The following is a 25,562-nucleotide window of genomic DNA, read 5'->3' on the forward strand; positions in this document are numbered from 1 at the left end:
AACTTGCCAACCGGCGTCGTCGGCGCCATCGTTTCGGATGTCCTGCAGGGGCAGGGGGTTGTCGCTGGCGGCATGGAGAAGAAAGGGCCGCCGGAACGGAGGGCGATCCGATGACTGTTGCATCAATTCTGAATCTGAAGGGCCGCGAGGTCGCAACCATCGCTGCGGACGCGCCGCTATCCGAAGCCGTCGCGCAACTGGCGGCCAAACGAATCGGTGCCCTCGTCGTGGTCGACGGTAACCGGCGGGTCGAAGGCATCGTTTCCGAGCGCGACATCGTTCGGGCGCTCGGCAACACCGGCGCCGGCATCCTGAGCGATGCTATTTCCAGCATCATGACCCGGAACGTGGTCACCTGCACGGAAAGCGACTCGATCAATTCGCTCATGGAGCGGATGACCCGTGGTCGCTTTCGGCACGTACCGGTGATCGAGGACGACCGACTAGCCGGGCTGGTCTCGATCGGCGACGTAGTCAAGGCCAGGATCGAAGAGGTCGAGCACGAAGCCGAGGAAATGCGGACCTACATCTCGACGGTCTGATCGTCGCGTTCAGCGCTCCGCTCGCTTGACCCGCTTCATGGCCGTGTCGGGCTCAAGCGACAGCTCGGCATCCGGCGCGGTGCCGATCGGAACCGAGCGATAGAAGCATGAGCGGTAGCCCTGGTGACAGGCGACGCCGTCGCCGCCAAGCGTCACCTTGAGGACGACCGCATCCTGATCGCAATCGATGCGGATGTCGGAGACGGCGAGAACGTTGCCGCTCTCCTCGCCCTTTTTCCAGAGCCGCCGGCGCGACCGGCTGTAGAACCAGGCCTCACCGGTCTCAATCGTGCGGGCCAGCGCTTCGGCGTCCATATATGCGACCATCAGGACTTCGCCATCCGTCGCGTCGGTGGCGATCGCCACGATCAGACCGTCGGCATCGAAGCGCGGCATGAGGGCGGTGCCGTTTTCGATCGCATCGTGATCGCCGCGTGCGGCGAAGAGAGAATTGGACATCGTGATCAGCCCACCGAGCCGCGAACGAGAGTCAGGAAGCGCTGCTGCTCCGCCGGGTCGTCGCGGAAGACGCCCCGATACTGAGCGGTCACCGTCGACGCACCCGGCTTCCGGACCCCGCGCAACGTCATGCACTGGTGTTCAGCGTCGATCATCACAGCGGTGCCGCGCGGCTTGAGCGCATCGTCGATTGCCGAGACGATCTGATCGGTCAGTCGCTCCTGGGTCTGGAGGCGGCGGGCGAAGACATCCACCACCCGCGCCAGCTTGGAAAGCCCGACGATCCGGTCGGTCGGATAATAGGCGATGTGGGCTTTACCAACGAACGGGACCATGTGGTGTTCGCAGTGGGCATTGAACGGGATATCGCGGACGACGACGATGTCGTCATAAGTGCCGTAGTCACCGAAGGTGCGGGCGAGATGGGGCGTCGCATCGTCGCGATAGCCGGCGAAAACTTCCGTGTACATGTCGACCACGCGACGTGGCGTATCCAGCAGACCTTCACGATCGGGATCGTCGCCGGCCCAGGCGATCAACGTCCGCACGGCGGCTTCCGCCGCGGCACGGTCGGGACGCGCGACCGTCTTCCGATCGTCGCCGTCCGCGATTGCGGACGCCTTCTTCAACACTGCATCCATTCGATGGCTCCGGAGGATGGCGCCTCGCAGGGCGCCGGCCCGCGACTATATAGCGGCAATTCCGGAGAATGCGAGCGGGGAGTCTCGGTCGTCCTGCCAACTGGCGTAGTGGAGCCCAGCCGCCTATATTGCGCACCCATGATCGACGATATCTACAACAAGCGGATTCTGGAGTTCGCGGGCTCGATCCCGCGGCTCGGCCGGCTGGAGGCTGCGGACGCAAGCGCTACGGCCCATTCGCGCCTGTGCGGCTCGACCGTGACCGTCGATCTGGTCGTCGATGGGGACACCGTGATCGACTTTGGCCACGAGGTGAAGGCCTGCGCGCTCGGCCAGGCATCGTCGTCGATCATGGCCCACAACATCATCGGCGCGACGGCGGACGAGCTTCGCGCGGTTCGCGAGGCGATGTGGCGGATGCTGAAGGACAACGGACCGTCACCGGAAGGTCGGTTCGCGGACCTGAAGTTTCTCGAACCGGTGCGTGACTACAAGGCCCGTCACGCCTCGACCATGCTGACCTTCGACGCGGTGGTCGACGCCCTCGACCAGATCGCGGCGAAGCGCGCCGAGGAACTCGCCGCCACCGGCTGAGTGGTTCGTCTTGCCTCTGTCATCGACGTGTCGTTGGCGTGCCGCGTTTCCGGCGCGTTTGCGCGCTATACATTGTGGCGAGGGTGGCGATCGGGAGTGAAGACGATGCGGTATCAGACTATGGTGCGGCTGTGTGTGGCCATTGTGTTCGCGGGCGGATTGGCGGGAATGGCCAGCGCGGAATCGGTAACCGACCTGACGCCGGATGCGCAGAAAATCGTGGCGCAGGTGGAGAAGGAAAATCCGGACATCCAGCCGGTGTGCAGCAGCATGAAAGAGCTACGGGCGGCGGTGACCCAGGCGACCACGGAGCTCGCCAAGGCCGGTGATCTGACCGAGGATCCGCATACGGCCGGCGAGGAAGCGGGCAAGTTCCTGTTCGAGAACTGCCCGCCGTCGAGCTGACGCGACTTCAGTCTGACGAGTCGTTGCGGTTGATGGGGTAGTCGCTCGCCGGTCCGCGGACCGGTTGGATCAGCATGCGGTCGAGCCACAGGTCGCGTCGGGTGCGGAACTGCTCGATGCCGATGGTCATACGCTCGTGGCCGTCCTTCGGCTGCGGGCGATAAGTACCGAACAGCCGGTCCCACCAGGGCAGATTGAAGCCGAAATTGCTATTGGTCTCGTTCGGATGGATCGAGTGATGGACCCGGTGCATGTCCGGCGTCACGACGAACCACCGCAGCACCCGGTCGAAGCCGAGCGGCAGCTTGACGTTGGCGTGGTTGAACATCGCGGTGGCGTTTAGGAGAATCTCGAAGACGAGGACGGCGATCGGCGGCGGTCCGAGAGCGGCGACCACGCCGAGCTTGATCACCATCGACAGGAGAATCTCGACCGGGTGGAACCGCAGCCCCGTCGACACGTCGATTTCGAGATCGGCGTGATGCATGCGGTGAAGCCGCCAGAGCGCCGGCACCGCATGGAACATGACGTGCTGCAAGTAGATGGCGAGATCGAGCGCCATCACCGAGACGACGAAGGCGATCCAAGCCGGGACGTCGACGACGTTGAACAGGCCCCAGCCGTTCTCCCGGGCGTAGAGGGCAAAGCCGACGGCGACGATCGGGAAAGCGAGTCGGACAAGCAGCGCCGACACAACGACGACGCCGAGATTGTTCGACCAGCGCAGCAGCCGGGGGATCTCGCGGCGACGACGCGGCACCGCGGCTTCCCAGACGGCCATGACTATCAGGACACCGAGAAAGAACGCGACCCGGATGACCGGTTCGTTGTTGAGGATCAGTTCCGGCATGGGCTCAATGTAGCGTCGATGACCCCGGCCGGCGACGCGACATGGGCGCCGACCCCGGCGCCCACTCGCGGATGGTGGAACGACCTCAGAGGTCGGCCGGCGCCTTGTCCTTGACGTTCGGCCAGTTGATGTCGGCCTTCTCGATATTGCCGGGGACGTCGCGGTCCCAGACTTCCTTCGCGCGGGGGTTAGCCTGGACATAGAGCCGGTCGTCGACGATCCGCCACGCGGCCGGGTCGATGTCGACCTTCTGGCCATAAGACATCGCCAGAGCGCAGAAGCCGCCATAGGCCGGAATGAACTGTTCCGGATCAGCGACGAACGCGTCGCGACTGTCGGCCGAGGCGAAGCGATAGGTGGCGCCGCCGAATTCGGCGGTGAAGGCGGAGTCGCCTTCCGTTGGCTCGCCGACGGAGAAATAGGCGACCGGATCGAAGCCCTGCAGCATGTAGCCGTCGGGATTGATGTTGACCGGCGCGGTCGATTGCGGGTCGAAGGCGAACGCGCTACCGGCGATCATGGTGACCGCGACGGCGGTGGCGACGGTTCGGGCAAGACGTGGTGCGTTCATGACGGTGCTCCGGTTGGAATCTGATCCACCCATTCATACACAGGCCGCCGCGCGCTTACCTCTCATCTCTGCGTGAGGGTGACTTGAGCGAACTGTGAGATACGCGCTCAGGCGAAGACGGTGAAGTCGGTGTGTTTCAGGCCGGTGCCGGCATCGAACTGCGCGAACGGGACCGCCACGCCGTCAAGGCCGCTACCGTCCACGTCGTAGGCAAGGACGCCGGTCGGCTTGTCGTAGAGGATGAAATCATCGGCATCCTGCGCCTCGGTGCCTTTGCGGAAGTTGGCTTTGGCGAGTTCGCCGAGGTCCGGCAGTTTCGCGAACACCGCCTGATCGAGGAAGAGCCGGTCGGTGCCGGTCTCGAAGTTGTGGATCGTGTCGACATTCGGGTTTTGGAAGAGGTCGCTGTCGAAGACGATCGTCTCTCGCTTGTCGCCGAGGATGAAGGTGTCATTGCCCTCCTCGCCGAAGATCTTTTTGGTGATCCGGCCGTCCGTGTTGTCGACCAGATCGTCGCCCTCGCGGAGAAAGACATTCCCCTTGATCTTGCCGGTGTTGACGATCTTGTCGTTGAAGTCGACCTTTTCGGTCAGGATGTCTCCGTCGATGAGACCCTCGTTCTTGATGACCATGCGCAGCCCCTGAACCGACAGGGAGATGACCGCGGCCGATTCGCCGATGATCTTGCCATCGGCCTTGTTGACCAGCTTCAGCCGATAACCCTCGTCGTCGGTCAGGGAGACGTCGATGGCATTGTCACCCCGGATCAGGCCGTGGTTGACGATCTTCGGCCCGGGGGTCGTTGCCGGATCGTTGATGTCCAGCCTCAGGCCGGCGGCTTCTCCCTCGATCTCGCTGTAGTTCTTGAGGACAAAGTCAGGGAGACCAGACGCCCTGATGCCAAAGCTGAAATCGTCAGTCCCTGCGATCCTGCCGTGGTTCTCGACGTAGCCGCCTTCGTTTGCGAGGCCGCCGTTCATGGATACGCCAACGTTTCCGCCGAGGACTGTTGCGCCGGCTTCATTGATGAGCTCGTGATCGTCGCCGACTAGCTGAATGCCGAACCCCGAGGGCCCGCCGACGATCTGGCCCTTGTTGATGACAGTGCTGCTTTCGCCGGTGAACAGCACGCTCTGCCCGCCGAACGTCGTGTTGATGATCAGGCCCTTGTTGACGAGCGTGCTGTCGGGATCGCTACTGGCAATGGTAACACTACCACTGCTGCCAACGGTCACGCCGGTCGCGACTTTCCATTTCAATCCGGGCTCTGCGAAGAAGATCGCGAATGTGCCGTTGGCGAGGAGATCGGTGGATTGCGTGGGCATGGATGTACTCTCCTGGAAGGGGACGACGCCGGCCGCCGCGGCGTCAGGTGAAGACGCGCGGTCAGGCGAAAACGGTGAAGTCGGAGTGTTTCAGGCCGGTGCCGGGGTCGAGCTGGGCGAACTGCGTCGCCCCCCCGTTGAGGTTTCCGTTGAAGTCGTAGATGAGGACGCCGGTTGCCTTGTCGTAGACGATGTAGTCATCGGCATCCTGGGCCGTCGTGTCCCGGCGGAAGTTCGCTTTGGCGAGGTCGCCGAGGCCCACCAGCGCCGCGAACACCGCCTGATCGAGGAAAAACTGGTCGGCGCCGGTTTCGAAGTTCTGGACCGTGTCGACGTTCTGGCCCTGGTCGACGTTGGTGTCGAAAACGATCGTCTCTTTCCTGTCGCCGAGAATGAACGTGTCGTCGCCCAGTTCGCCGAAGATCTTCTTGGTGATCCGGCCGCCGGTGTTGTCGACGAGATCTGCGCCGTCGCCGAGCTTGACGTGTCCCTTGATCTTGCCGGTGTTGACGACCTTGTCGTTGCTTTCGGTTCCTCCCGTCTCAATGTCGCCGACGATCAGGCCGTCGTTCTTGACGACGACACGCAAACTCTCGTTCGAAAGGGCAAAGACCGCGGCCGCTTCGCCGAGGATCGTTCCGTCGACTTTGTTGACGACCTTCAGTCGATAGCCGTCGGCGTCGGTGGCGGCAGCTTGGACGGCCTCGTCACCCGCAATCAGGCCGTGGTTGACGATCTTCGGTCCTGGCGTTGTAGCCGACCCGTTGATGGTCAGGAGCACGCCGTGCGACTGTCCGTCGACTTCGCCGTAGTTCTTGAGGACAAAGTCGGGGAAACCAGCGACCCCGATGCCGATGGAGTCGGCGTCGGTCCCGGCGATCCTGCCGTGGTTCTCGACATTCCCCCCTTGGTCCAGCACGCCGCTGCCGAAGGCTACGCCGATCGTTCCGCCAAGAATTTTAGCGCCGGCAACGTTTGCGAGCTGCATGTTGTCGCCGCTCAACTGAACGCCAGCGCCCAACGGCCCACCGACGATCTCGCCCTTGTTGACAACGCTTCCGTTGTTGTTGCTGCTGAAGATGACGCCTTGCCCGCCTAACGCGGTGTTGACGATCAGGCCCTTGTTGATGAGCGTGCTGTCATCTTCGCCGCTGCCGATCACTCCGCCGCCAGCGGAGGCTCCGACAGTGACCCCTTTCGCTATTTTCCATGTCAATCCCGGCGCATCGAAAAGGATCGGGAAAACGCCATCGGACAGGAGATCGGTCGTTTGCTTAGGCATGCGTGGTTTCTCTCAGCGCGTTGACTTCTCGCGTGCATTTGGACTTTCGATTATTCGACCGTTTCCAGATCTTCTTCCACGGCGCGAGGCGAAGACCGATACCTAGAGCAAGCAATCGATAAGTCTCGCTTTCAACGAGTTTTTATTGAAGTACCCGTTTCAAAAGGTTCGATATGATAGCAGATGATGCTTTTTTGTCGTCGAGGTGAGCTGATGTAAGTTAAGTCAACGGCTGAAAATCGCGCGAAGAATCAAAGGTGATGATGCAAATACTTTTCAATTTTTACAATTACGTTCGGGAATAGGTAAATATATTTACATTTCTTACGGCGACCCGGCGATGGCCGGGCTCGTCGCTCCGGAGTGATGCGCGGGCGAGCAGCGAGCGATTGCAACGGCGAGCGGAATGGCCCAGATGATCCGCATGGCAACGCCTGTCTCACCGCTGCGCCTGCCGCGGGCCCTCGGTATCGGCTTGATCAAGCTCTATCGGTTGACCCTGTCACCGCTGATCGGCCGGCAATGCCGTTATCTGCCGACCTGCTCGGAGTACACCGAGGAGGCGATCCGCACCTACGGCCTGTGGCGGGGCTCGTGGATCGGGCTGGCGCGGCTGCAACGCTGCGGCCCGTTCGGCGCATCCGGCCACGACCCAATCCCCGACCGGCTCCCCGACGACGCTCGCTGGTATCTGCCGTGGCGCTACGGCCGCTGGACCGGCAAGCACATCGACCCCAAGACCCGGCTGGACACCTAGCTCCATTATCGGGCTGTGGCCTCGGCGGCCTCGCGACTTTCACGGCCTCCGCGCCGTTCTCCGAGACGGAATGGTCCAGCTCTCCGGCGAGCGCTCTCGCTTTCCGTTCCTCCGCCGCATAGGATTTTCGCCAACGGTCCGTTAGCGGCCGGGGGAGCGAATCGCAGGCTCCTTGTCCGATGGGAGGAAGCAAATGGCCGGCATGCCGGTTCTGCCGTTGGCTTCACTGGCTGCGGCTGCGTTCGCGTTGGCGACCTCTGAATTGATGATGATGGGGCTGTTGCCGGAACTGGCGGAGTCGCTCGACGTCAGCATACCCAAGGCCGGGCTGCTGGTGACCGGCTATGCCGTCGGAGTCGTCATCGCGGCGCCGGTCATGGCGCTGATCACCAACGGTGTGGCGCGCAAACGTACGCTGCTGATGCTTATGGCGATTTTCATCGTCGGCAACATCGTTTGCGCGTTGGCGCCGAACTACACGGTTTTGCTCGCCGCACGGGTGTTCACGGCCTTCTGTCACGCGGCGCTGTTCGGGATCGCGGCGGTGATCGCCGCAGACATTACCCCCCGCGACAGGCAGGCGATGGCGGTCGCTTTGGTATTCGGTGGTGTGACTGTTGCCACGATCCTCGGCGTGCCGCTCGGCACTGCGATCGGTCAGGAATTCGGCTGGCGCGCGGCGTTCTGGATGGTGGTTGCGATGGGTGGCGCCGCCGCCGTGACCGTCGTCATCTGGCTGCCGTCGGCGATCCCGGTGGAGCGGGTGAATCTGCGCCAGGAACTCGCCACCATCGGCAACCGGCAGGTTGCCATGGCGCTCGTCGTCTCGGGATTTCTCTGGGCCGGACTGTTCGTCGTCTTCACCTATGTCGCGCCGATCCTCGGCGAAGTGGCCGGCGCCTCCGAGGAGGCGATTGTTTGGGTCTTCCTGATTTTCGGTCTGGGGACAATGGTCGGAAACTTCATGGGGGGGCGGCTCGCCGACTGGAAGATGTTACCGTCGATCGTCGGGATGATTGCGGTTGTCGCGGTTATGCTGGCGGTTATCGCGGTGGTCGCCCATAGCATCTACCTCGCGGTCGTCGCGTTGGTGATCTGGGGAGTCTTCATCTTTGCGCTGATACCGGCCCTGCAGATTTGGGTGGTTCGCAGCGCCCGTGACGCACCGAACGTTGCCTCGATCATCAATCAGGGATCCCTGCATCTCGGTGCTGCTGTCGGCGCCTGGCTCGGCGCCTCGGCGCTCTATTTCGGCATCAACTACCGCCACCTGCCATGGGTCGGCGAGTTCCTGACCCTCACGGCGCTGGCGATCGCGGTGGTGGCGATGACGGCGCAGTACAAACACCGCAAGGCCGCGTTCGCCGAGTCGCCGCGATCGGCCGCGGTGGCGGCCGGACACTGACGTCGACGCGTTCAGTTCCCCGGATCGGTACAGCCGCAATCGACCCGGATGTCGTGGTTGGTGGCCGGATTGACGAAGGCGATGGTGCGCGTTCCGGTCGCCAGATCGATGCAAATCCGAGGCGTCGGACAGCTGTTGATGGCGGCACAGACGGTTCTACCGCGCGCCCGTTCGAGCACGTCGGGCCGGGTCCAGTGAGCCGGTGCGCCGGCGGCGGCGGGCCAGGCGGCGGTAATCGTGTAGGTACCGATCTTGACCGGACCGTTGGGATTGGCGGGATCGGGCGCCAGGTTCACTCGGGTTGACCCCGGGACAGTGACGTTCCCGGCGCGATTGGACAGCTCCGACTCTACCGTGACCCGGGCCGGGATCGATGCCTGTCGGCCGTCGCATTCGTTGGTGATGCGGATGCTCCCGGTGAGCGTGTAGTTGACCGGCGGCGGTGGCGGCGGTGGCGCCCGTCGGCCGCCGGCGCGGTGGGCGGCCCGCAAGGCGATCAGCGACACGGTCAGTGCAGTCAGCGATACAAGCAGGCTGAACGGTGCCATGGGTTCCCTCCCAATGCGCCTTCATCCTATCCGAATTTGGCCAAGGGCGGAATCGAGCCGCCCTTGACGCCGGCGGTCTGACGGTCCACTTAGCGCCTGCCCGTGCCGCGTGTTGCGGCGCATCCAAAGCTTACCCGTGCTCGTACGCGGGAGTGAGCAGGAGACAGACGATGATCAAACTCACCTTTCCCGACGAATCCGTGCGCGAGTACCCGGCCGGCGTCACCGGCGCGGAGGTCGCCTCCGGTATCTCCAAATCGCTAGCCAAGAAGGCGGTGGCGGCCGCGCTAGACGGCGAACTCGCCGACCTGTCCGAGCCGATTCAGGCCGACGCGCGCATCGAGATCGTCACCCGCGACGATCCGCGGACGCTCGAACTGATCCGCCACGACGCCGCCCACGTCATGGCCGAGGCGGTGCAGGAACTCTATCCCGGCACCCAGGTCACCATCGGGCCGGTGATTGACAACGGTTTCTACTACGACTTCGCCCGCAATCAGCCGTTCACCACGGAAGACCTGCCGGCGATCGAGAAGAAGATGCGCGAGATCGTCCAGCGCAACGCGCCGTTCACCAGGGAAATCTGGTCGCGCGACGAGGCTCGCCAAGTTTTCGCCGACAAGGGCGAGGCCTACAAGGTCGAGCTGGTCGACGCGATTCCGCCCGACGAAGACGTCAAGATTTACAAGCAGGGCGATTGGTTCGACCTCTGCCGCGGCCCGCACATGGCCTCGACCGGGCAGGTCGGCAACGCCTTCAAGCTGACCAAGGTGGCCGGCGCCTACTGGCGTGGCGACGCCAACAACCCGATGCTGACCCGCATCTACGGTACCGCCTGGCACAGCAAGGAGGAACTCGACGGCTATCTCCACATGCTGGAGGAAGCCGAGAAACGCGATCACCGCCGCCTCGGGCGGGAGATGGACCTGTTCCATTTCCAGGAAGAGGGGCCCGGTGTCGTATTCTGGCACGCCAAGGGCTGGAGCGTATTTCAGGAGATCGTCGCTTACATGCGGCGGCGGCTGAAGGGCAGTTATGACGAGGTGAATGCGCCGCAACTCCTCGACAAGTCGCTGTGGGAAACCTCTGGGCATTGGAACTGGTTCCGCGAGAACATGTTCACAGCCCAGTCCGCCGGCGAGGAAACCGACGACCCGCGGGTGTTCGCGATCAAGCCGATGAACTGTCCGGGGCATATCCAGCTCTTCAAGCATGGCTTGAAGAGTTATCGCGATCTCCCTTTGAGGATGGCGGAATTTGGTGTGGTCCACCGCTACGAGCCATCCGGGGCATTGCATGGCCTGATGCGCGTCCGCGCGTTCACCCAGGACGACGCGCACGTGTTCTGCACAGAAGACCAGATGGCCGCCGAGTGCCACCGCATCAACGATCTGATCCTGTCGACTTACGCCGATTTCGGCTTCGATGACGTGCGGGTGCTGTTGTCGACACGGCCGGACAAGCGGGTCGGTTCGGACGAGGCATGGGACCGGGCCGAAGCGATCATGGAGCAGGTGCTGGGCGAGATCAAAGATCGTTCCGGCGGCAGGATCGAGACCGGCATCAACCCCGGTGAGGGTGCGTTCTACGGGCCAAAGTTCGAGTATGTGCTGCGTGATGCGATCGGCCGCGACTGGCAGTGCGGAACCACCCAGGTCGACTTCAACCTGCCGGAGCGTTTCGGCGCGTTCTATGTCGACTCCGACGGCGAGAAGAAGATGCCGGTGATGATCCACCGCGCTATCTGCGGCTCGATGGAGCGTTTCCTCGGCATTCTGCTGGAGAGCCATGCCGGGCACCTGCCGCTCTGGCTGTCGCCGGTGCAGGCGGTGGTCGCGACCATCACCTCGGACGCCGACGATTATGCCCGCAAGGTGCTGGCCCGGCTCGACGCTGCGGGGCTGAGGGTCCAAGCGGACCTCCGCAACGAGAAAATCAACTACAAGGTCCGCGAGCACTCGCTCGCCAAGGTTCCGGTGATCATCGTCTGCGGCAAGCGCGAGGCGGAGGAGGGCACGGTCAACATCCGCCGCCTCGGCGAGCGCAAGCAGGAGTCTCTGTCACTCGATGCGGCGGTGGCGGCGCTCACCGACGAGGCCCTGCCGCCGGACCGGCGCCGAGTGCTGGAGATGGCGGCGTGATGGGGCGCCTTGGCGTCCTCCCGTTGGCGGTGACACCGGCCTTGCGGTCGCCGACGACTCGCCGGTCAACCGAAGCACATCAACAAGACGCTCCACGCTTGCCTCAATCAGGCCGGGAGCGACAATAACCAGTTGGATTGCATTGCGTGACGACGCCCGACGCAGAACGGGCAGATGCAGGGAACCACATCATCGGGCCGACAACGGGGCCAGCTACGATTCACGTTCTCCGTCGGTACGCCGAATGAGACTCGCGGCGCGCTCACCATCTGCTAAACGCCATGGTCAAAGGCCGCTTCGACTGTCGCGTGAACCCAATCCCGGAATACTGAGAGATGTGGACACCGCCATGGCTGGATTCTCAATTTGGCAGCTCCTCCTGACCGTTGTGTTTTGGGTCCTTATCGTCGTGCCTTTCTGGAGGATCTTTCCGCGTGCAGGATGGCCCGCGCCGCTGAGCCTCCTGATGCCCTTTCCGGTTGTAGGCTTAATCATGCTGTGGATTTTTGCGTTCCGCAAATGGCCGAGTTCAGTGGCAGAGCAATGCAGAGCGCGTCACTTCTGAGCCTTCGCAGGGTTTCAGAAACCGCGGGGACCAGGCTACCATCGTGAATCCGACGAACGGCACCGAGACGGTTCTACCGAGATACGGGTAGCTACTTCGCCGCGCTGTTCCTAATCCCGTCCGGCGCCTTCGGTGGCGACGGGCAGTGCATGTTACTGGGGGACCCAGTCACCATGGCCCAAGGCCTTGAACTCCTCTAGGATATCACAGCTGGGCTGATGCTCCAGTTCGCACGCTCTTTTCAAGTAGAAGAGGGCATTCTCGAGGTCATCTTCACGCCCGGCTGCCATGGTGGCACGGGCGGCACTGTAACAACCTATCTCAAGGTCGCCGTCACATGATTTGATGAAGAGATCAAGGGCGCGAACGGGATCGCGGGGGACCCCGCCTCGCCCAGCGTGATACCGCTCACCGAGCTGTTGGCAACCCAAAGCAACGTTACCGACACAAGCAGCGGCGTATAGTTTAGTAGCTCGGACCTCGTCCGGAGCCACACCAATTGCGAAGTCATATCGATAGCCTGCAAGTGCGCATGACGGCGCGTAGTTTGCTTCGCAGGCCTTGACATAAAATGCCGTCGCCCGCTCTTCGTCCTTGTCGGTACCCACTCCGTCCGCGTATCGGCCAGCCGCTAGAGCGCATCCCGAAGCATTGCCTCCATTGCAAGCCTTTACGAAGAACGGAAGTGCGCGCGCTTCGTCTTGCTCAACACCTAAACCTTTGCTGTAACGAACGCCCGTATTGAAGCACGCCACCGTAACCCCATTCTCACACTCTGCTTTGTCGGTCGCCAGATCTTCGGGTTGGCCGAGGACTACGTTGCTGGTAAGGAGCCCTGCCAATAGCAAGGCTACGCCGGTCATATGCGATTGGATGCTTTGATGGCGAATAGTAGGCCTCCCATAATCCTCGCCGGCCGAAGCCGGCATGCAGATCGTCAAAGCGCGCGTTGGTGCTTGGCATCTACGCGGATTGAACGGCGAGTGTCGCGGAGAGCCTACTGCGCGTCGGCCAATAACACTTCGATGTCGCGGTCGAGGCCGGGTTCCACCGTGAAGGTGCGTTCGAAGATTCGCTCGCCGTTCTTGGCGATGGCCGTGTATTCGCCGGCGGCGAGGACCACCGAGGGGAAGGCGCCGACGCTTTCGACCACGCTTTCGCCGGCCGGGGTCATTACCGACCACGAGGTGTTGGCGAGCGCCTCACCGCCCTGTTCGGAGACGAGCTTAAGGGTGAGCCGCGCCGCTTGCTGATGCACCGATGCCTCGGTGAGCTTGCCGGGCTCGACGCGGATGTCGGCGCGGACCATGGCATTGGCATCACCATAGCGGCAGACGATGTGATAGATGCCGGCGTTGAGGCTGATCACCTTCGACGCCGGTGCGTCCTTCATCAGGAGAACCCGCTCGGCTGGGCCGCTCTCGTCGGAGGCGTAGATGTCGAAGGAGACGTCAGTAGCCGCCAAGGGGCGATCCTCGCCGACCATCGCGCCGAGCCGCAGCCCGCCGGCATTGAGGACGATCTCTTCGGTCGACGGGGCTTCGGTAACCCTGACTTCGCGGGTGTAGCCGGCGCGGCCGTACGCGGCGTGAACCATGTACCTGCCGGGACGCAGCTTGAGCGTTACCGGACCGCCATCGGCTTCGCCAACCAGCCGCAGCTTGCCATCGGGCAGCGGGTTGGCGTCGAACACGCGCCACATCATGCCGCTCTGCAGCGGCCGGCTGTCCTCGGTCATCTTCGCGAAGATGGTCACGGTGCCGAGAACGCCGGGAGTATCGGAGCGGCCAGTTCCACTCAGATCGATCGGGCCGTCGCCCGGCAGAAGATCGAACGGGGTGGGCTCCGCCGGAGCGCTGAGATCAAGTGGGGCAAGGCCGAGCGGCCGGTCGGCGGCGAAAGCCGAGGCGTCGAACGCTTTGATCGGCTGTCCGTTTGCGGACGACGGCGGGATCAGCGCGGTGTCGACCGGCTCGCTGCCATCGGGGCGGGGTGGACCGAGGGCGGGATCGGCCGGGGCCGCCGCTTCAGCCTGCAGTTTCAGCGGCGAGATTCGGGGGAGGGGCACTTCGGCGGCGGACGCAGCCACGGTCGCAACTACAAACGCCGCGCCGGCAAGGACAAGGATTGCGCCGGTTTTCGGCAGGGCGAGACCGCCCCCATGCCTAACTGCCAAAGCCTAAGTCCCCCACGCCAAGCGACCGGAATATGGCGGGAATCAGCCCGAATTCCGTGGCAAATTCAAGGCCGCAACTGCGCAATCGTTAAGGCCGCGGTCCACTCAGTCGCCGAAGGTGGTTTTCAGCTGGGTGTGAAACTCGACCGAATCCGAGCCGCCATCGTTCTCGTAAAGGACGCCGACCGAAACTTCGGCGGCGTCCGTCGGGCTCCAGGCGGCGCTCAGCGCCGCATCCCATTCGTAACTCGACGGCTCCTCAAGGTAGCTGGCGGTTGCCTGCAGCGCGACCGTGCTGGTGATATCGATCTCGCCGGATATCAACGTGCTCCACCAGCCGCCTTCGTTGGCGCACTTGCCGGAGCAGTTCGAGCCGCCGACATATTCAGGCGCGTTGTCGGCATAGGCTACGATGCCGCGCAGATTAATCGTATCGTTAGCGAGTTCGAGGGTTCCGCCGAGCTGGGCGGCCCAGCCGGTGCCGGAGGTGCGGTCGGTGACCCCGAACGACGCCTGAATGTCGGCGTTGTTGAAATCGCGGATGAGGGCGAGGGCCAGGTCCGGATAATCGCCGGTGGCGTTCTTGGGGTCGTCGTCATAGCGGTCGCGCGGGTCCTCCGCCGCGAAGGCAACCTCCCAGGAACCCAGTGTCTTTGAAAACTGGATCTGATCGACCTCGGTACCGCCATTGATGCCGCCGTCCAAGGTGTAGGCACCGGAGTATTCGTAGATCGTGTCGGTGTAGCCGAACAGGATTGGTCCAATCGCGCCATAGCCTTCGTCGAAAGTCGCTACTTCGAGGGAGTCGAGATAGTCCGAGTTGTCGGATTTGACCTCGATTTCGACATAGGTCTTGACCGTGCCGAGATCGCTGGGGCTCTCCGTCGACACCGTCAGCGTCGCTTCGGTAGTGAACTCCCAGTTCGCCGCGTAGTTGTCCTCGATGTAGAACCCGGCCACCGGTGGGGTCGGGGTGAACGGATCGTCCGGATCCTCACCGCCGATCACTGCGATATTGCCAACCGATTTGGAGTCGTGGATCTCCAGGTTGAACTCGAGTTCGCCTACGACCTGGAGACAGGTTTGGGTCCCGGGGATGGCGATGTAGCCGTCGCCGGCCGAACTGCAGACGGCAACGTAGTCGATAGGATCGACGGCCAGCAGCAAATCGGAGGCCACGGCCGGGCTCGCCACCGGACCGGCCGCAGTCCCCGCCAGCAAGACATGCCTGAGTTTCATCGCCGCCCCTGACGTCTGTTCGCTTCAGCCTATCCGATCAGGAGCGGTTCGCAAGCGGGATAACTGGTGCGGGCCGATCCAACCGACTGGATTGGACGACCGCCAATGTGGCGCGTCCCCGTCCCACGTCTCCGGCGTCGAACGACCTACGCCGTATAACGAGCGAAACATCGGAAGGTCCTTTTTCTAGGGATCGGCCGGGGGTCGTCGGAGTTGGCCGGGCCCCCAACCCCCAAGAGCCGGCCGCTGGCAAATCCTGGTCAAGTATCGTCGTTGGCAGAGCAGCCGCCAACAGGCCGAAATTTCAGGAGAGCGGGGCTTTGCCTGCCGGCAATCAGATGAGCCTGACCAACATAGGTTGGGACGCTCCGCACCGTTGTCACACAGCACACCGCTAAGCACTCAGCCGATTATTGATCAAATTAAAGTGAATATTGAGCAAAATTAATGTAAATAAAGAAATCCTCATTAACGCCAATACATAAAGAATAAAGATTAGCTCGCCGATCTGTGGTATAAATATGCTCACAGAATGAAAATCGCTCGATTGTTCGAGACCGGAATTACAACGAACAGGTGTGCCAAAGAAGTGACCTTAGCGTTCTTCAACTTTGGCGGTATGGCGCCGAAGATAGTGTTACGCAGACTGTAGGCCTCGCGACTACCCGTGCGCTGTACTCATCCCGTGCCCCGACAGTGGCACACCGAGACCAAAGCGAGAAGCCGCTCAGGCGGCCAATGCTGCCCGCTACCCGCGAGCCAAGACCGCCCGAGTAGGTCGGCGGTAGCCACGCAGCATTCAGCAACGATCGGGCCTGTCGATCCACGGCCTTCGACGCGGCGCGACCCGACACCGTGGCCTGCCCGACACCGTGGCCTGAAGGGAGGACGTCATGGCCCTCGAACTGATCAAAACCGATACCGTTTTAGACGACCCGATCCTAGAACTGAATGGTGCGGAAGGCGTTGCCACATTGTCCGTCGGCGGGAAAACCTTCGTGGCCATCACCGGTCGCGTTGACGATGGTGTCAGCTTGTTCGCCGTCGACGGCGACGGGACGTTGACGAACGTTGCTAACGTCACCGATACGCCGCTGTTCGCGCTCGACCAAGCTTCGGGCGTCGTTGCCGTGGAAGTCGCCGGCACCACGTTCCTGTTCGTGGCGGGCGACGAGGACGACGGCGTCAGTGTCTTCGCGGTTCATCCCGACGGCACGCTGGTCAACGTCGAGACTGTCGAGGACGCAGGTGTCCTGGAACTCAACGGCCCCCAGTCGGTCGCCAGCGCAACCTTCGGCGGCACCAAATATCTCATTGTTGGTGGGTTCTTTGACGATGGCGTTAGCGTCTTCTCCGTCGGAGCCGATGGCAGCCTGACCAACGTCGACAATGTCGACGACGCAGCCCACGTCGACCACCAACTTGTAGGGGTTACCGACGTCACCACGGCCGTGGTGAACGGCTCCGTCTACCTGTTCGCCGCCGGCCAATTTGACAATGGCGTGAGTGTGTTCAACGTGGCGCCCGACGGCACACTCACCCATGTCGACAGCGTCGACGACGGCGACGATCCGGCGTTCGAGATCGAAGGCGCCGTAGATATTACCACCGCCAAGATCGGCGGGTCGACCTATCTGTTCGTCGCGGGCACGTTCGACAATGGGATCAGCGTCTTCAGCGTCGCCGCGGACGGCACCCTCACCAACGTCGACAATGTCGATAACGCCGACGATCCCGACCTCGAGCTGGCGTTGGTGGACGGCCTGTCGACCGCCGTGGTCGACGGCGTCACCTACCTGTTCGCAACAGGGGGCATCCTGAGCCAGAGCGTCAACATCTTCTCGGTCGCCGAAGACGGCGTGCTGACTTACCTGGCCAATATCGGCGCGGACGAGGAACCGGCTTTGGCCGGCGCTGGCTCAACAACGACCACCGTTATCGATGGTGTGCCTTACCTGTTCGCCCCGACTTCAGGGGGCAATAACGGCGTCAGTGTTTTCCGGCTGGAGCATGATGGGGTCACGCTCAAGGGCACCAACGCCGGCGAGACGCTCACCGGTACCGAATGGGACGACACCCTGCTCGGCAAGAAGGGGAACGATAAACTCAAGGGCCTGGAGGGCGACGATCTGCTCGACGGCGGCAAGGGCAAGGACAAGCTGATCGGCGGCGACGACGTCGACACCTTCCGCTTCTCGGCCGGTGTCAAGAAGAAGCACGCCGACACGATCAAGGACTTTGAGGTTGGCGTCGACACCATCGCCCTCGACAGCGCGGTGTTCACCAAGCTCGGCGGTCCGGGTGGGCTCAAGTCGAAGTTCTTCGATCTCGGCAAGAAAGCGGATTCGGGCAAGGACCGGATCCTCTACCAGGAAGACAAGGGGTGGCTCCGCTACGACTTCGACGGCAAGGGCGGCGCAGACGCGGTCAAGTTCGCCAAGATCGGCAAGAACCTTGGCCTGTCGGCGGACGACTTCATGGTGGTGTGAGGAAAAGTCGAACCGGCCGGAGCGACGACGCAGCCGTTCCGGACCACGCTAGGCGGTCGGTCTCCGCTCGAGTCCTCGGCGGCGGTCCGTGCCATCGGCCTCATGATTGCTGTCGGGCGGGCTATAGACCACACCGCCACGCGGATGAGGAGTGATCGTCTTCATATGAAAATGATGCAGCCGGCTTGACGTGGCGGTCGGCCGGGCGCGGCTCAATCGTAAAAGCGCTCGCCGCAGGAGGGGCCAAGTCGCCAAGCTTGGAAAGGCATGAAAAAGCCCGGCGCCTGAGGCGCCGGGCTCAACGATGTCCGGTCGATTGGCGACTACTGGAACTCGGGCGCGTTTTCCTCGGTGACGAGGATCGTTCCGGTGTCGATGACCAACGGAATCTCTTCGCCGGCCTTGATCTTCAGCGCGTTCTCGACGCCGAAGGCACCCATATTGAACGGGTTCTGGGCAACGGTTGCCGACATCTCGCCGGCGAGGATGCTATCGGCGGCGTTCGGATTGGCGTCGAAACCGACGACGACCACCTGATCCAACATACCGGCCGACTTCAGCGCCTCGACCGCGCCGAGGGCCATGTTGTCGTTGGACGCGAACACCGCCTTGAGGTTCGGGTTGCCGGTGAGGATGTTCTCCATCGCCGACTGCGCCTTCGCTGTATCCCACTCGGCCGGCTGTTCGGCGACGATGTTCATGCCGCACGCTTCGAGGCCGGCGTGGGCGCCATCAGCCCGGTCCTTGCCGGTCGACTGGGTGATGATGCCCTGAAGTATGGCGACGTCCGATCCCGACTCGACGTTCAGGCAGATGTACTCCGCCCCGAGCGCGGCGCCGACCGAATTGTTGGTGCCGATGAAGGTTACGCCTTCGTCGATGCCCTTGGTGTCGATGAACACGACGCCGACGCCTTCGGCAATCGTTTGCTGGACGATCGGGCTGACCGCGTTCGGGTCGGTCGGTGCGATGACCAGGGCATCGATGTTCTTGACCAGCTGATCCTCGACCTGGGCGATCTGCGACTGCACGTCGCTTTCGACCGGCGGCGAGAGGACGACGAGTTCAACGCCGAGCTCGTCGGCTTTGGCCCGGGCGCCCGCCTCGACCGCTGCCCAGAACGGGTTGCCGGCACCCGGTCCCTTCATGCTGAGCAGCACGGTTTCGGCATTGGCGGTCGAAGCCGCCATCAAGGCGATGGCGCTCGCCAGTCCCAACAGTTTCAGTTTCATGCCAGTTCCTCCTTCTGGTTCTCCATTGCTTGTCCCGACCGGGGTGGAGACAGTCCCGGCGGCCGTTCGCTAGGTTCGGGTCGCGGCGCGGCGACGCAGCACATCGATCCACACCGCCAGGATGATCACGAAGCCGATCAGCAGCTGCTGCCAGAACACGCTGACGTTCTGAAGATTGAGGCCGTTGCGCAGCAACCCCATGATCAGCACGCCGGCAAACACGCCAAGCACGGTGCCCCGGCCGCCGAAGAAGCTCGCGCCGCCGATGATCACTGCCGCGATCGCGTCGAGTTCAGCGCCGAGGCCGGCATTGGGGAAACCCGAGTTGGTCCGGCCGGCAGTCAGCAGGCCGGCGATACCGGCGAAGCAGCCGCACATGGCGTAGACCATGAGCAGGATGCGGTCGACGGCGATCCCGCTGACCCGCGCCGCATGGGGGCTGCCGCCGACGGCGTAGACGTGCCGGCCGACCGCCGTCTTTCGCAGGAACCAGGCGATGCCGATATAGGACACCGCGATGACGAAGGTGCTGATCGGCAAGGTGGTGCCCTGGCCGAGGAACGGCAGTGGGATCTGAGCCGAACCGAGGAACCGCACGCCCGCATCGAGCCCGGAATAGGGTACGCCGCCGGAGATCAGGTTGGTCAGCGCGCGCGCGATGAACAGGGTCCCCAGCGTCATGATGAACGGATGCGGCAGCCGCAGGACCGTCAGGCCGATGCCGTTGAACAGGCCCATGGCGAGACCGACGAGGGGCCCGATCAGGATGACGAACGGCCACGGCACGCCGGCTGCGTCGGCGAGCGCCACCGACATCATCGCCAGCGCCAGGACTGATCCGACCGAAAGGTCGATGCCGGCGGTCAGGATCACCAGAAACATTCCCAGCGCCAGCATCGCGTTTTCGGCGATCTGCTTCAGGATGTTGGAGAAATTCCGGCCGGTCAGGAAGAACTCCGGTTCGAGCGCCCACAGGATCAGGATCATCAGAACAACGACGACAACGATGCCGTAGCGTTCCAGCAGCGGAAGGATCCGGGAGGTCCCCGTCTGTGTCTCGGCCGACGTGGTCTCGACGTCGGCCATCTCAGCGCACCTGATCGTGGGCGACGGTCTGATCGTGGCCCTTGGTGCCCATGATCCAGCCGATCACTTCGTTGCGGTTCGTGTCATCAAGCGGCGCGTCGGCGAAGTTCCGGCCGTGGAAGAGGGCCATGACCCGGTCGCAGACATAGAAGATGTCGTCCATCCGGTGGCTGATCAGGATGATACTGACGCCGTGGTCCTTCAGTCCCTTGATCAGATCGAGGACCTTGCCGACTTCCTTGATGGCCAGCGCCGCCGTCGGTTCGTCCATGATCACGATCCGCGCATCGAAGGCGGTGGCGCGGGCGATGGCGACCGCCTGCTGCTGGCCGCCCGACAGTTCCTCGGCGTTCTGGTCGACGCTCTTGACGTTGATCTTCAGGCGGTCGAGGTGCTCGTGCGCCAGCTTGCGGCTGAGTTTCTGGTCGACGATCGACAGACCCAGCATCTTCGATCCGGGTTCGCGCCCCAGATAGATGTTCTCGAAGATCGTCATGTTTCCGGCGAGCGCCAGGTCCTGATAGACCATCTCGATCCCCGCCTCGCGGGCGTCGCGCGGACCGGAGAAGCGCACCGGCTTGCCGTCGAAGATGATCTCGCCTTCGCTCGGGGCGTAGAGGCCGGACAGAATCTTCATCAGAGTCGATTTGCCGGCGCCGTTATCGCCGACGACCCCGAGCACCTCACCGGGGCTCAGATAGAAGTTCACCCGGTCGAGGGCGGTGATCGCCCCGAAATACTTGGTGACGTTGCGGGCCTCGAGAAGGATCGAGCCCGGCTCGGCAGGCGGCTGCAACTGTTTCCTCCCATCGTTCGCCGTTTTGGCGGAACGAATGCGCTCTTTTTTCCGTTGATGGAATAGTTATTCCTTTCGCCGCAGTGTCAAGAGGCTTGAAGCGACAACGCTGTTCACACCGCCGTGGGTCGGATAGACCGGATCGGACAAACCGAGGGAGGGGTTATGACCGAGCCGGTCCGGGTTGCGCTTGTCGGATGCGGATTCTTTGCCCGCAATCATCTTTTTGCCTGGAAGGATCTGGCAGCGGAGGGTGCCGAGTTGGTTGCGGTTTGCGACATCGACCCGGCCAAAGCCGAAGCCGCCGCGACCGAGTTTGGTGTGCCGCATTGGTACACCGACATGGACGCGATGCTGACCGCCGAGTCGATCGACCTGATCGACATCGCGACACGAATGGAGACCCATCGCGAGTTGGTCGAGAAGACCGTTGCGGCCGGGGTCGCGACGGTGGTCCAGAAGCCGTTCGCGCCGAACTGGGCCGACGCGGTGGCGATGACCGAAGCTGCCGATGCGGCGGGCGTGTTTCTCGCGGTTCACGAGAATTTCCGGTTCCAGACGCCGCTCCGCCGGGTCCGCGCGGTCTTGGATTCCGGCGTGATCGGTACGCCGAGTTGGGCGCGCATCTCGTTTCGTACCGGCTTCGACGTCTATGCCGGGCAGCCCTATTTCTATGACGAGGAGCGGCTGATCATCCTCGATCTCGGCGTCCACACCCTCGACATCGCCCGGGTGCTGATTGGCGAAGTCGCCCACGTCACCTGCGAGACCCAACGCCGCAATCCCAAAGTCCGCGCCGAGGACACGGCGACTGTCATGCTGCGCCACACCAACGGCGCGGTGTCGGTGGTCGACTTCAGCTACGAAAGCCGCAAGCTGCCCGATCCGTTTCCGGAAACGCTGCTCGAGATCGAGGGGCCGGACGGCGCGATCGTGGTCGAGCCTGGGCTGACCATGCGGGTCACCGTCGGTGACGAAACCACCGAGGCGGATGTGGGTGCACCGCTGCTGCCGTGGACATCACGCCCCTGGCATGTGGCGCAGGAGGGCGTGCTGGTCACCTGCCGACATATGCTCGAGTCGTTTCGCGCCGGCCGCCCGGCCGACACCTCGGCCCGCGACAATCTCATGACCTTCGCGCTCGCCGAGGCGGCGTACGAGGCTGCTGACACGGGCCGGGCAGTGACGCCGGTGCCGGTGCCCTGACGACACCGTCATGGCATCAGCTGGCCGCCGTTGACCTCGATGATCTGGCCGGTGACGAAGCCGCTCAAGGCGTTCGAAGCGAGGAAGAGGTAGGCACCGACGCACTCCTCGGCGACGCCGGCGCGGCCCATGGGGATCATCGAGACCATCTGCTGCATCTGTTCGTCGGTGCTGTAGCGGTCATGGAACGGGGTCGCGATCACACCGGGCGACACAGCGTTGACGCGGATGCCGTCGCCAACGAATTCCCGCGCCATGCCCTTGGTGATCGTCGAGACAAAGCCCTTGGATGCCGCATAGAGCACCGCGCCACCGCCACCGCCGACCTTGGCGGCGATCGACGTGGTGTGGATCACAACGCCGCGCTGCTTGCGTAACCAGGGCAGAGCGGCCCGCGTCATCCAAACCACCGAGTGGGCATTGAGATCGAGAACGGCGCGATCGTGTGCCTCATCGGAGTCCTCGATTGCGATGCGGCCGAGCATGGCGCCGGCGTTGTTGATCAGGCCGTCGATCCGGCCGAAGTGCTCCGCGGTCTCGCTGACAATACGTTCGACAGCCGCCACATCGGTGACGTCGCCCCCGACGAGGAACGCGGTGCCGCCGCTCTTGTCGATCGATTCGGCGACCGCTTCCGCTTCGGTCTTGCTGGCGTTGTAGTGCACCGCGACGTCGGCGCCTTGATCGGCAAGTGCCTTGGCGACGGCGGCGCCGATGCCGGTCGAAGCGCCGGTGATCAGGAAGACCTTGCCGGCGAGGTCTGGAATGGTGAGGCTTGTCACGGTTGTCTTTCCCCCGGAGATGGTGGTGTCGATTGCCGATCACACTGTGGCGGTCGGCCAACGATGGGATACCCCGGACCAAAGCAAACCGCCAGCCGGCCCCGGTCTCGATCTAGACTCCGTCGGCATCTCCTGGTCTGCCGTCAGTGACCGTCGCGGCAATCGACCGGAAGGCCGCAACGCTCTCATGATCGTTGGCATCGAATTCCGGATCGGCGCTGGTCTTGACGATCACGATGTCGCGGGCCGGGTCGACATAGATGTACTGGCCCCAGATGCCGATGGCGAGGAAGTCGCCCTGCGGATCCTCCGGGACCCACCACTTGTACCCGTAGCCGAACGTCCACGACGACGCCGGATTGTCACCGGGCTGCAGATGGGCGGCGGTCGGGTTGACCGATTGCTCGACCCAGTCCGCCGGGACGATCTGCGCGCCGTCGCGCGCGCCGCCTTCGAGATAGAGTCGGCCGAAGCGGGCGTAATCGCGTAGCGTCGCGTTCAGACAGCAGAGCGGGATGACCTCGTCAGACCGGCTTACGCTCCAGAACGCATCCGCCTCGGCACCCATCGGCCCCCACAAGCGGGTCTCGAGGTATTCGTTGGCCGGCACGCCGGTCGCGCCTTCAAGCACAAGGCCAAGCGCGATGGTGTCGGCGCTGATGTAGTCGTTGAAAACGCCGGGCTCGCGGGCTTTCTCCAGCCCCGCGATCGTCTCGTTCAGGGGCGTCCCCATCGGGAAGTCGATGAATAGCATGTTCACGTCCGACAGCGGGTCGTCGTAGTCCTCGTTGAAGGCGACACCAGAGGACATGGTCAGGACATCCTCGATCGGGACGTTTTCGTACGCCGTGCCGGTGAGGGAGGGGACGTACTTGCCGATCGGGTCCTGGATGCTGTCGATGTCGCCTTCGGCCACGGCGATGCCGATCAGCGCCGAGACGACCGACTTCGCCATCGACCACGAGGTGAACGGCGAGGTCTCATCCGCACCGAGGCGATACTCCTCGTGGACGATTTCGCCGTCGCGCACGACCAGGAGCCCGGTGGTGACGGTGCGGTCGAGGAATTCGGCCAGGTCCTTCTGCTCGCCGTCATGGTCGTAAGTGACGGGAAGCGGCACCGGGTTCTCACCAAACGCCCAGACGTCGCCGGTCCGCGCGACCGTTCGGTATGGGAAGACCTGATCCATGCCGCGGAAGTTCTCGACGCGGTAATTCTCGGCAAACAGAGTGATACCGGCCCAGTACGGGCTGTTCCTGAGCCACAGGAAGCCCGCTAAAGCGATGACAAGCAAGCCGCCCACGCCCCAGAGGGTGAACCGAAACCAACGGCGTTTGAGCATCGGCACATGTTCCTCATGCTGATCTACGATTGGCCTCGATGTAAGGATTGCCGCGCTAGCTGCTTTGCGCCTCGTCAAAATGCCGCGGTGCCGCTTGCGCCTCCGGAGTACAACTGCAGATCGTCCAGACGGCGGTGCAGATTTAGGACCGTCCGGGCGAGTTGATCGCGCGCTTTCTGACCGGTCAGGTGCCTTTGTCCGTGAGCGTTCCGAACGCTGCGGCGAACGCCGTTCCGGCCTTCAACAAGACCTAGTTCAGCGTGTCCAGGAACCCGTTGACCGCTTCGGCGAAAGCTTCCGGCTTTTCCCACATCGGCGTATGTCGGACCCGTTTGAAGACGACGATGTCGCTTTGTGGCAGACTGTCGAGGAGCCAGCCTTCCGTCCCACAGGGGATCACGTCATTGGTGCTCGCCACGATCAGGACGGGCATGTCGATCGCCTCCCAAGTCTCGGCGGACATCGCTTCGGTGGTGAAGATCGTCTCCAGCGCCTGCTTCAGGGCCGCCGTTCCGGATTTCACGTTCATCGAAATGAGCTCGTCGAGGTCACCGTCCCGAAGGTTCTCGGCCTTGAAGAACACCGGCGTGAAACCTTGAAAAATCTCGCGGTTGGTCTCGGCGTCGCCCCAGGCATCGATGGTCGCCTGGAAGTCGTCGTTCATGCCGAGCGGCGGACGATTGCGTGCGTGCACATTGGCCAACACCAGTCCGCTGACCCGTTCGGGATACGTCGTCGCGAAGTCCTGGATGAGAATACCGCCCATTGAATGTCCGATGAGGACGGCCTCATCGACGTCAAGGGCATCCATGAAGAGCCTCAAATCGTTCGCCATGGTGGGGTAGTCGTAACCGTCGTCCGGCTTGGTCGAGTCGCCGAAGCCCCTGATGTCATAGGCGATCAGCCGCCAGCCGTCCGACAGATGCGGCATGGCGCGCGACCAGATTTCCTTGGCGAAACTGTATCCGTGGACCAGGATGACGGTCTTTTCGCCGCTGCCTTGACTGTCATAGGCAACGTCAATTCCGTTTTCCAATGTGACCGACTCTGCCGCGGATTGATTGGCGCCAAGGGCGATCGCCCCGAGCAGCGAAATGGTTCCAATGACTCGTCTCATGATCAGCTCCTC

General features: G+C 63.0%; 24 protein-coding genes. 8 read left to right on the forward strand and 16 right to left on the reverse strand.

The window, feature by feature from the left end; translation table 11 throughout:
• Positions 1 to 110 precede the first annotated feature (110 nt).
• A complete protein-coding gene (locus tag ACO076_RS13770) occupies positions 111 to 542 on the forward strand; it encodes a CBS domain-containing protein (RefSeq protein WP_421723407.1) in 432 nt (143 codons plus the stop codon).
• A 9-nt stretch (positions 543 to 551) separates the two neighbouring features.
• Here the strand turns inward: ACO076_RS13770 and hisI are convergent, their stop codons facing one another.
• Complete coding sequence (gene hisI / locus ACO076_RS13775) at positions 552 to 1,001, reverse strand: phosphoribosyl-AMP cyclohydrolase (protein ID WP_421723408.1); 450 nt, start codon at positions 999 to 1,001, stop codon at positions 552 to 554.
• 5 nt (positions 1,002 to 1,006) lie between these two features.
• Entirely contained in the window at positions 1,007 to 1,642 is a 636-nt protein-coding gene (gene folE / locus ACO076_RS13780; RefSeq protein WP_421723409.1) for a GTP cyclohydrolase I FolE, read from the reverse strand.
• A 138-nt stretch (positions 1,643 to 1,780) separates the two neighbouring features.
• Here folE and ACO076_RS13785 point away from each other — a divergent pair, with 138 nt between their 5' ends.
• Positions 1,781 to 2,236, forward strand: a complete 456-nt coding sequence (locus ACO076_RS13785) for an iron-sulfur cluster assembly scaffold protein (RefSeq protein ID WP_421723410.1) — start codon at positions 1,781 to 1,783, stop codon at positions 2,234 to 2,236.
• A 105-nt stretch (positions 2,237 to 2,341) separates the two neighbouring features.
• On the forward strand, positions 2,342 to 2,641 hold the full coding sequence (locus ACO076_RS13790) for a hypothetical protein (RefSeq protein WP_421723411.1): 300 nt from the start codon (positions 2,342 to 2,344) through the stop codon (positions 2,639 to 2,641).
• Positions 2,642 to 2,648: 7 nt separating this feature from the next.
• On the opposite strand, the gene ACO076_RS13795 is transcribed toward ACO076_RS13790, so the two are convergent.
• The 4 genes from ACO076_RS13795 to ACO076_RS13810 form a co-directional block, all read right to left on the reverse strand.
• Positions 2,649 to 3,491 carry a sterol desaturase family protein gene (locus ACO076_RS13795; protein ID WP_421723412.1) on the reverse strand — a complete coding sequence of 281 codons (843 nt, stop codon included), beginning with the start codon at positions 3,489 to 3,491 and terminating at the stop codon, positions 2,649 to 2,651.
• 85 nt (positions 3,492 to 3,576) lie between these two features.
• Positions 3,577 to 4,062 carry a YHS domain-containing (seleno)protein gene (locus ACO076_RS13800; protein ID WP_421723413.1) on the reverse strand — a complete coding sequence of 162 codons (486 nt, stop codon included), beginning with the start codon at positions 4,060 to 4,062 and terminating at the stop codon, positions 3,577 to 3,579.
• A gap of 107 nt (positions 4,063 to 4,169) precedes the next feature.
• A complete protein-coding gene (locus tag ACO076_RS13805; RefSeq protein ID WP_421723414.1) occupies positions 4,170 to 5,387 on the reverse strand; it encodes a hypothetical protein in 1,218 nt (405 codons plus the stop codon).
• A gap of 61 nt (positions 5,388 to 5,448) precedes the next feature.
• The gene (locus ACO076_RS13810) at positions 5,449 to 6,669 is read right to left on the reverse strand and encodes a hypothetical protein (protein ID WP_421723415.1); all 1,221 of its coding nucleotides are present in this window, start codon (positions 6,667 to 6,669) and stop codon (positions 5,449 to 5,451) included.
• Between the two features lie 415 nt (positions 6,670 to 7,084).
• Here ACO076_RS13810 and yidD point away from each other — a divergent pair, with 415 nt between their 5' ends.
• Complete coding sequence (yidD, locus tag ACO076_RS13815; protein WP_421726737.1) at positions 7,085 to 7,426, forward strand: membrane protein insertion efficiency factor YidD; 342 nt, start codon at positions 7,085 to 7,087, stop codon at positions 7,424 to 7,426.
• A gap of 193 nt (positions 7,427 to 7,619) precedes the next feature.
• Positions 7,620 to 8,831: an MFS transporter gene (locus ACO076_RS13820; RefSeq protein ID WP_421723416.1), complete on the forward strand. Its 1,212-nt coding sequence runs from the start codon at positions 7,620 to 7,622 to the stop codon at positions 8,829 to 8,831.
• Positions 8,832 to 8,842: 11 nt separating this feature from the next.
• Here the strand turns inward: ACO076_RS13820 and ACO076_RS13825 are convergent, their stop codons facing one another.
• Entirely contained in the window at positions 8,843 to 9,379 is a 537-nt protein-coding gene (locus ACO076_RS13825) for a hypothetical protein (protein ID WP_421723417.1), read from the reverse strand.
• A 170-nt stretch (positions 9,380 to 9,549) separates the two neighbouring features.
• On the opposite strand from ACO076_RS13825, the gene thrS reads away from it, so the two are divergent.
• Positions 9,550 to 11,520 (forward strand): threonine--tRNA ligase, encoded by a 1,971-nt coding sequence (thrS, locus tag ACO076_RS13830; RefSeq protein ID WP_421723418.1) that lies wholly within the window; start codon positions 9,550 to 9,552, stop codon positions 11,518 to 11,520.
• Between the two features lie 717 nt (positions 11,521 to 12,237).
• Here the strand turns inward: thrS and ACO076_RS13835 are convergent.
• From ACO076_RS13835 to ACO076_RS13845, 3 genes are all read right to left on the reverse strand, one after another.
• Positions 12,238 to 13,014, reverse strand: a complete 777-nt coding sequence (locus tag ACO076_RS13835) for a tetratricopeptide repeat protein (RefSeq protein WP_421723419.1) — start codon at positions 13,012 to 13,014, stop codon at positions 12,238 to 12,240.
• Positions 13,015 to 13,082: 68 nt separating this feature from the next.
• Positions 13,083 to 14,261, reverse strand: coding sequence for a hypothetical protein (locus ACO076_RS13840; protein ID WP_421723420.1), 1,179 nt, complete (start codon positions 14,259 to 14,261; stop codon positions 13,083 to 13,085).
• 105 nt (positions 14,262 to 14,366) lie between these two features.
• A complete protein-coding gene (locus tag ACO076_RS13845; RefSeq protein ID WP_421723421.1) occupies positions 14,367 to 15,500 on the reverse strand; it encodes a porin in 1,134 nt (377 codons plus the stop codon).
• 893 nt (positions 15,501 to 16,393) lie between these two features.
• Here ACO076_RS13845 and ACO076_RS13850 point away from each other — a divergent pair.
• Entirely contained in the window at positions 16,394 to 17,989 is a 1,596-nt protein-coding gene (locus ACO076_RS13850; RefSeq protein ID WP_421723422.1) for a hypothetical protein, read from the forward strand.
• A gap of 323 nt (positions 17,990 to 18,312) precedes the next feature.
• Here ACO076_RS13850 and ACO076_RS13855 read toward each other — a convergent pair whose 3' ends face one another.
• The 3 genes from ACO076_RS13855 to ACO076_RS13865 form a co-directional block, all read right to left on the reverse strand.
• Positions 18,313 to 19,221, reverse strand: coding sequence for a sugar ABC transporter substrate-binding protein (locus ACO076_RS13855; RefSeq protein ID WP_421723423.1), 909 nt, complete (start codon positions 19,219 to 19,221; stop codon positions 18,313 to 18,315).
• Positions 19,222 to 19,290: 69 nt separating this feature from the next.
• Positions 19,291 to 20,307 carry an ABC transporter permease gene (locus ACO076_RS13860; RefSeq protein WP_421723424.1) on the reverse strand — a complete coding sequence of 339 codons (1,017 nt, stop codon included), beginning with the start codon at positions 20,305 to 20,307 and terminating at the stop codon, positions 19,291 to 19,293.
• Between the two features lies 1 nt (position 20,308).
• Positions 20,309 to 21,103 (reverse strand): ATP-binding cassette domain-containing protein, encoded by a 795-nt coding sequence (locus tag ACO076_RS13865; protein ID WP_421723425.1) that lies wholly within the window; start codon positions 21,101 to 21,103, stop codon positions 20,309 to 20,311.
• A 165-nt stretch (positions 21,104 to 21,268) separates the two neighbouring features.
• Between ACO076_RS13865 and ACO076_RS13870 the strand changes: the two genes are divergently transcribed.
• Positions 21,269 to 22,309 carry a Gfo/Idh/MocA family protein gene (locus tag ACO076_RS13870; protein ID WP_421723426.1) on the forward strand — a complete coding sequence of 347 codons (1,041 nt, stop codon included), beginning with the start codon at positions 21,269 to 21,271 and terminating at the stop codon, positions 22,307 to 22,309.
• A gap of 8 nt (positions 22,310 to 22,317) precedes the next feature.
• Here the strand turns inward: ACO076_RS13870 and ACO076_RS13875 are convergent, their stop codons facing one another.
• From ACO076_RS13875 to ACO076_RS13885, 3 genes are all read right to left on the reverse strand, one after another.
• A complete protein-coding gene (locus tag ACO076_RS13875) occupies positions 22,318 to 23,091 on the reverse strand; it encodes an SDR family NAD(P)-dependent oxidoreductase (RefSeq protein ID WP_421723427.1) in 774 nt (257 codons plus the stop codon).
• Positions 23,092 to 23,203: 112 nt separating this feature from the next.
• The gene (locus ACO076_RS13880) at positions 23,204 to 24,433 is read right to left on the reverse strand and encodes a serine hydrolase domain-containing protein (RefSeq protein WP_421723428.1); all 1,230 of its coding nucleotides are present in this window, start codon (positions 24,431 to 24,433) and stop codon (positions 23,204 to 23,206) included.
• Positions 24,434 to 24,683: 250 nt separating this feature from the next.
• The gene (locus tag ACO076_RS13885) at positions 24,684 to 25,550 is read right to left on the reverse strand and encodes an alpha/beta fold hydrolase (RefSeq protein WP_421723429.1); all 867 of its coding nucleotides are present in this window, start codon (positions 25,548 to 25,550) and stop codon (positions 24,684 to 24,686) included.
• Positions 25,551 to 25,562 lie beyond the last annotated feature (12 nt).

This window comes from Bauldia sp., assembly GCF_965232525.1.
Taxonomy (GTDB): Bacteria; Pseudomonadota; Alphaproteobacteria; order Rhizobiales; family Kaistiaceae; genus Bauldia.

Excerpts from the sequence above, each read along its gene's own strand:
- ACO076_RS13800 (WP_421723413.1), bottom strand. The coding sequence starts at position 4,062 with ATGAACGCACCACGTCTTGCCCGAACCGTCGCCACCGCCGTCGCGGTC.
- ACO076_RS13860 (WP_421723424.1), bottom strand. The coding sequence starts at position 20,307 with ATGGCCGACGTCGAGACCACGTCGGCCGAGACACAGACGGGGACCTCC.
- ACO076_RS13850 (WP_421723422.1), top strand. The coding sequence starts at position 16,394 with ATGGCCCTCGAACTGATCAAAACCGATACCGTTTTAGACGACCCGATC.
- ACO076_RS13805 (WP_421723414.1), bottom strand. The coding sequence starts at position 5,387 with ATGCCCACGCAATCCACCGATCTCCTCGCCAACGGCACATTCGCGATC.
- thrS (WP_421723418.1), top strand. The coding sequence starts at position 9,550 with ATGATCAAACTCACCTTTCCCGACGAATCCGTGCGCGAGTACCCGGCC.
- ACO076_RS13870 (WP_421723426.1), top strand. The coding sequence starts at position 21,269 with ATGACCGAGCCGGTCCGGGTTGCGCTTGTCGGATGCGGATTCTTTGCC.
- ACO076_RS13820 (WP_421723416.1), top strand. The coding sequence starts at position 7,620 with ATGGCCGGCATGCCGGTTCTGCCGTTGGCTTCACTGGCTGCGGCTGCG.
- folE (WP_421723409.1), bottom strand. The coding sequence starts at position 1,642 with ATGGATGCAGTGTTGAAGAAGGCGTCCGCAATCGCGGACGGCGACGAT.
- ACO076_RS13845 (WP_421723421.1), bottom strand. The coding sequence starts at position 15,500 with ATGAAACTCAGGCATGTCTTGCTGGCGGGGACTGCGGCCGGTCCGGTG.
- hisI (WP_421723408.1), bottom strand. The coding sequence starts at position 1,001 with ATGTCCAATTCTCTCTTCGCCGCACGCGGCGATCACGATGCGATCGAA.
- ACO076_RS13795 (WP_421723412.1), bottom strand. The coding sequence starts at position 3,491 with ATGCCGGAACTGATCCTCAACAACGAACCGGTCATCCGGGTCGCGTTC.
- ACO076_RS13855 (WP_421723423.1), bottom strand. The coding sequence starts at position 19,221 with ATGAAACTGAAACTGTTGGGACTGGCGAGCGCCATCGCCTTGATGGCG.
- yidD (WP_421726737.1), top strand. The coding sequence starts at position 7,085 with ATGATCCGCATGGCAACGCCTGTCTCACCGCTGCGCCTGCCGCGGGCC.
- ACO076_RS13785 (WP_421723410.1), top strand. The coding sequence starts at position 1,781 with ATGATCGACGATATCTACAACAAGCGGATTCTGGAGTTCGCGGGCTCG.
- ACO076_RS13825 (WP_421723417.1), bottom strand. The coding sequence starts at position 9,379 with ATGGCACCGTTCAGCCTGCTTGTATCGCTGACTGCACTGACCGTGTCG.
- ACO076_RS13885 (WP_421723429.1), bottom strand. The coding sequence starts at position 25,550 with ATGAGACGAGTCATTGGAACCATTTCGCTGCTCGGGGCGATCGCCCTT.
- ACO076_RS13770 (WP_421723407.1), top strand. The coding sequence starts at position 111 with ATGACTGTTGCATCAATTCTGAATCTGAAGGGCCGCGAGGTCGCAACC.
- ACO076_RS13880 (WP_421723428.1), bottom strand. The coding sequence starts at position 24,433 with ATGCTCAAACGCCGTTGGTTTCGGTTCACCCTCTGGGGCGTGGGCGGC.
- ACO076_RS13790 (WP_421723411.1), top strand. The coding sequence starts at position 2,342 with ATGCGGTATCAGACTATGGTGCGGCTGTGTGTGGCCATTGTGTTCGCG.
- ACO076_RS13810 (WP_421723415.1), bottom strand. The coding sequence starts at position 6,669 with ATGCCTAAGCAAACGACCGATCTCCTGTCCGATGGCGTTTTCCCGATC.
- ACO076_RS13835 (WP_421723419.1), bottom strand. The coding sequence starts at position 13,014 with ATGCCGGCTTCGGCCGGCGAGGATTATGGGAGGCCTACTATTCGCCAT.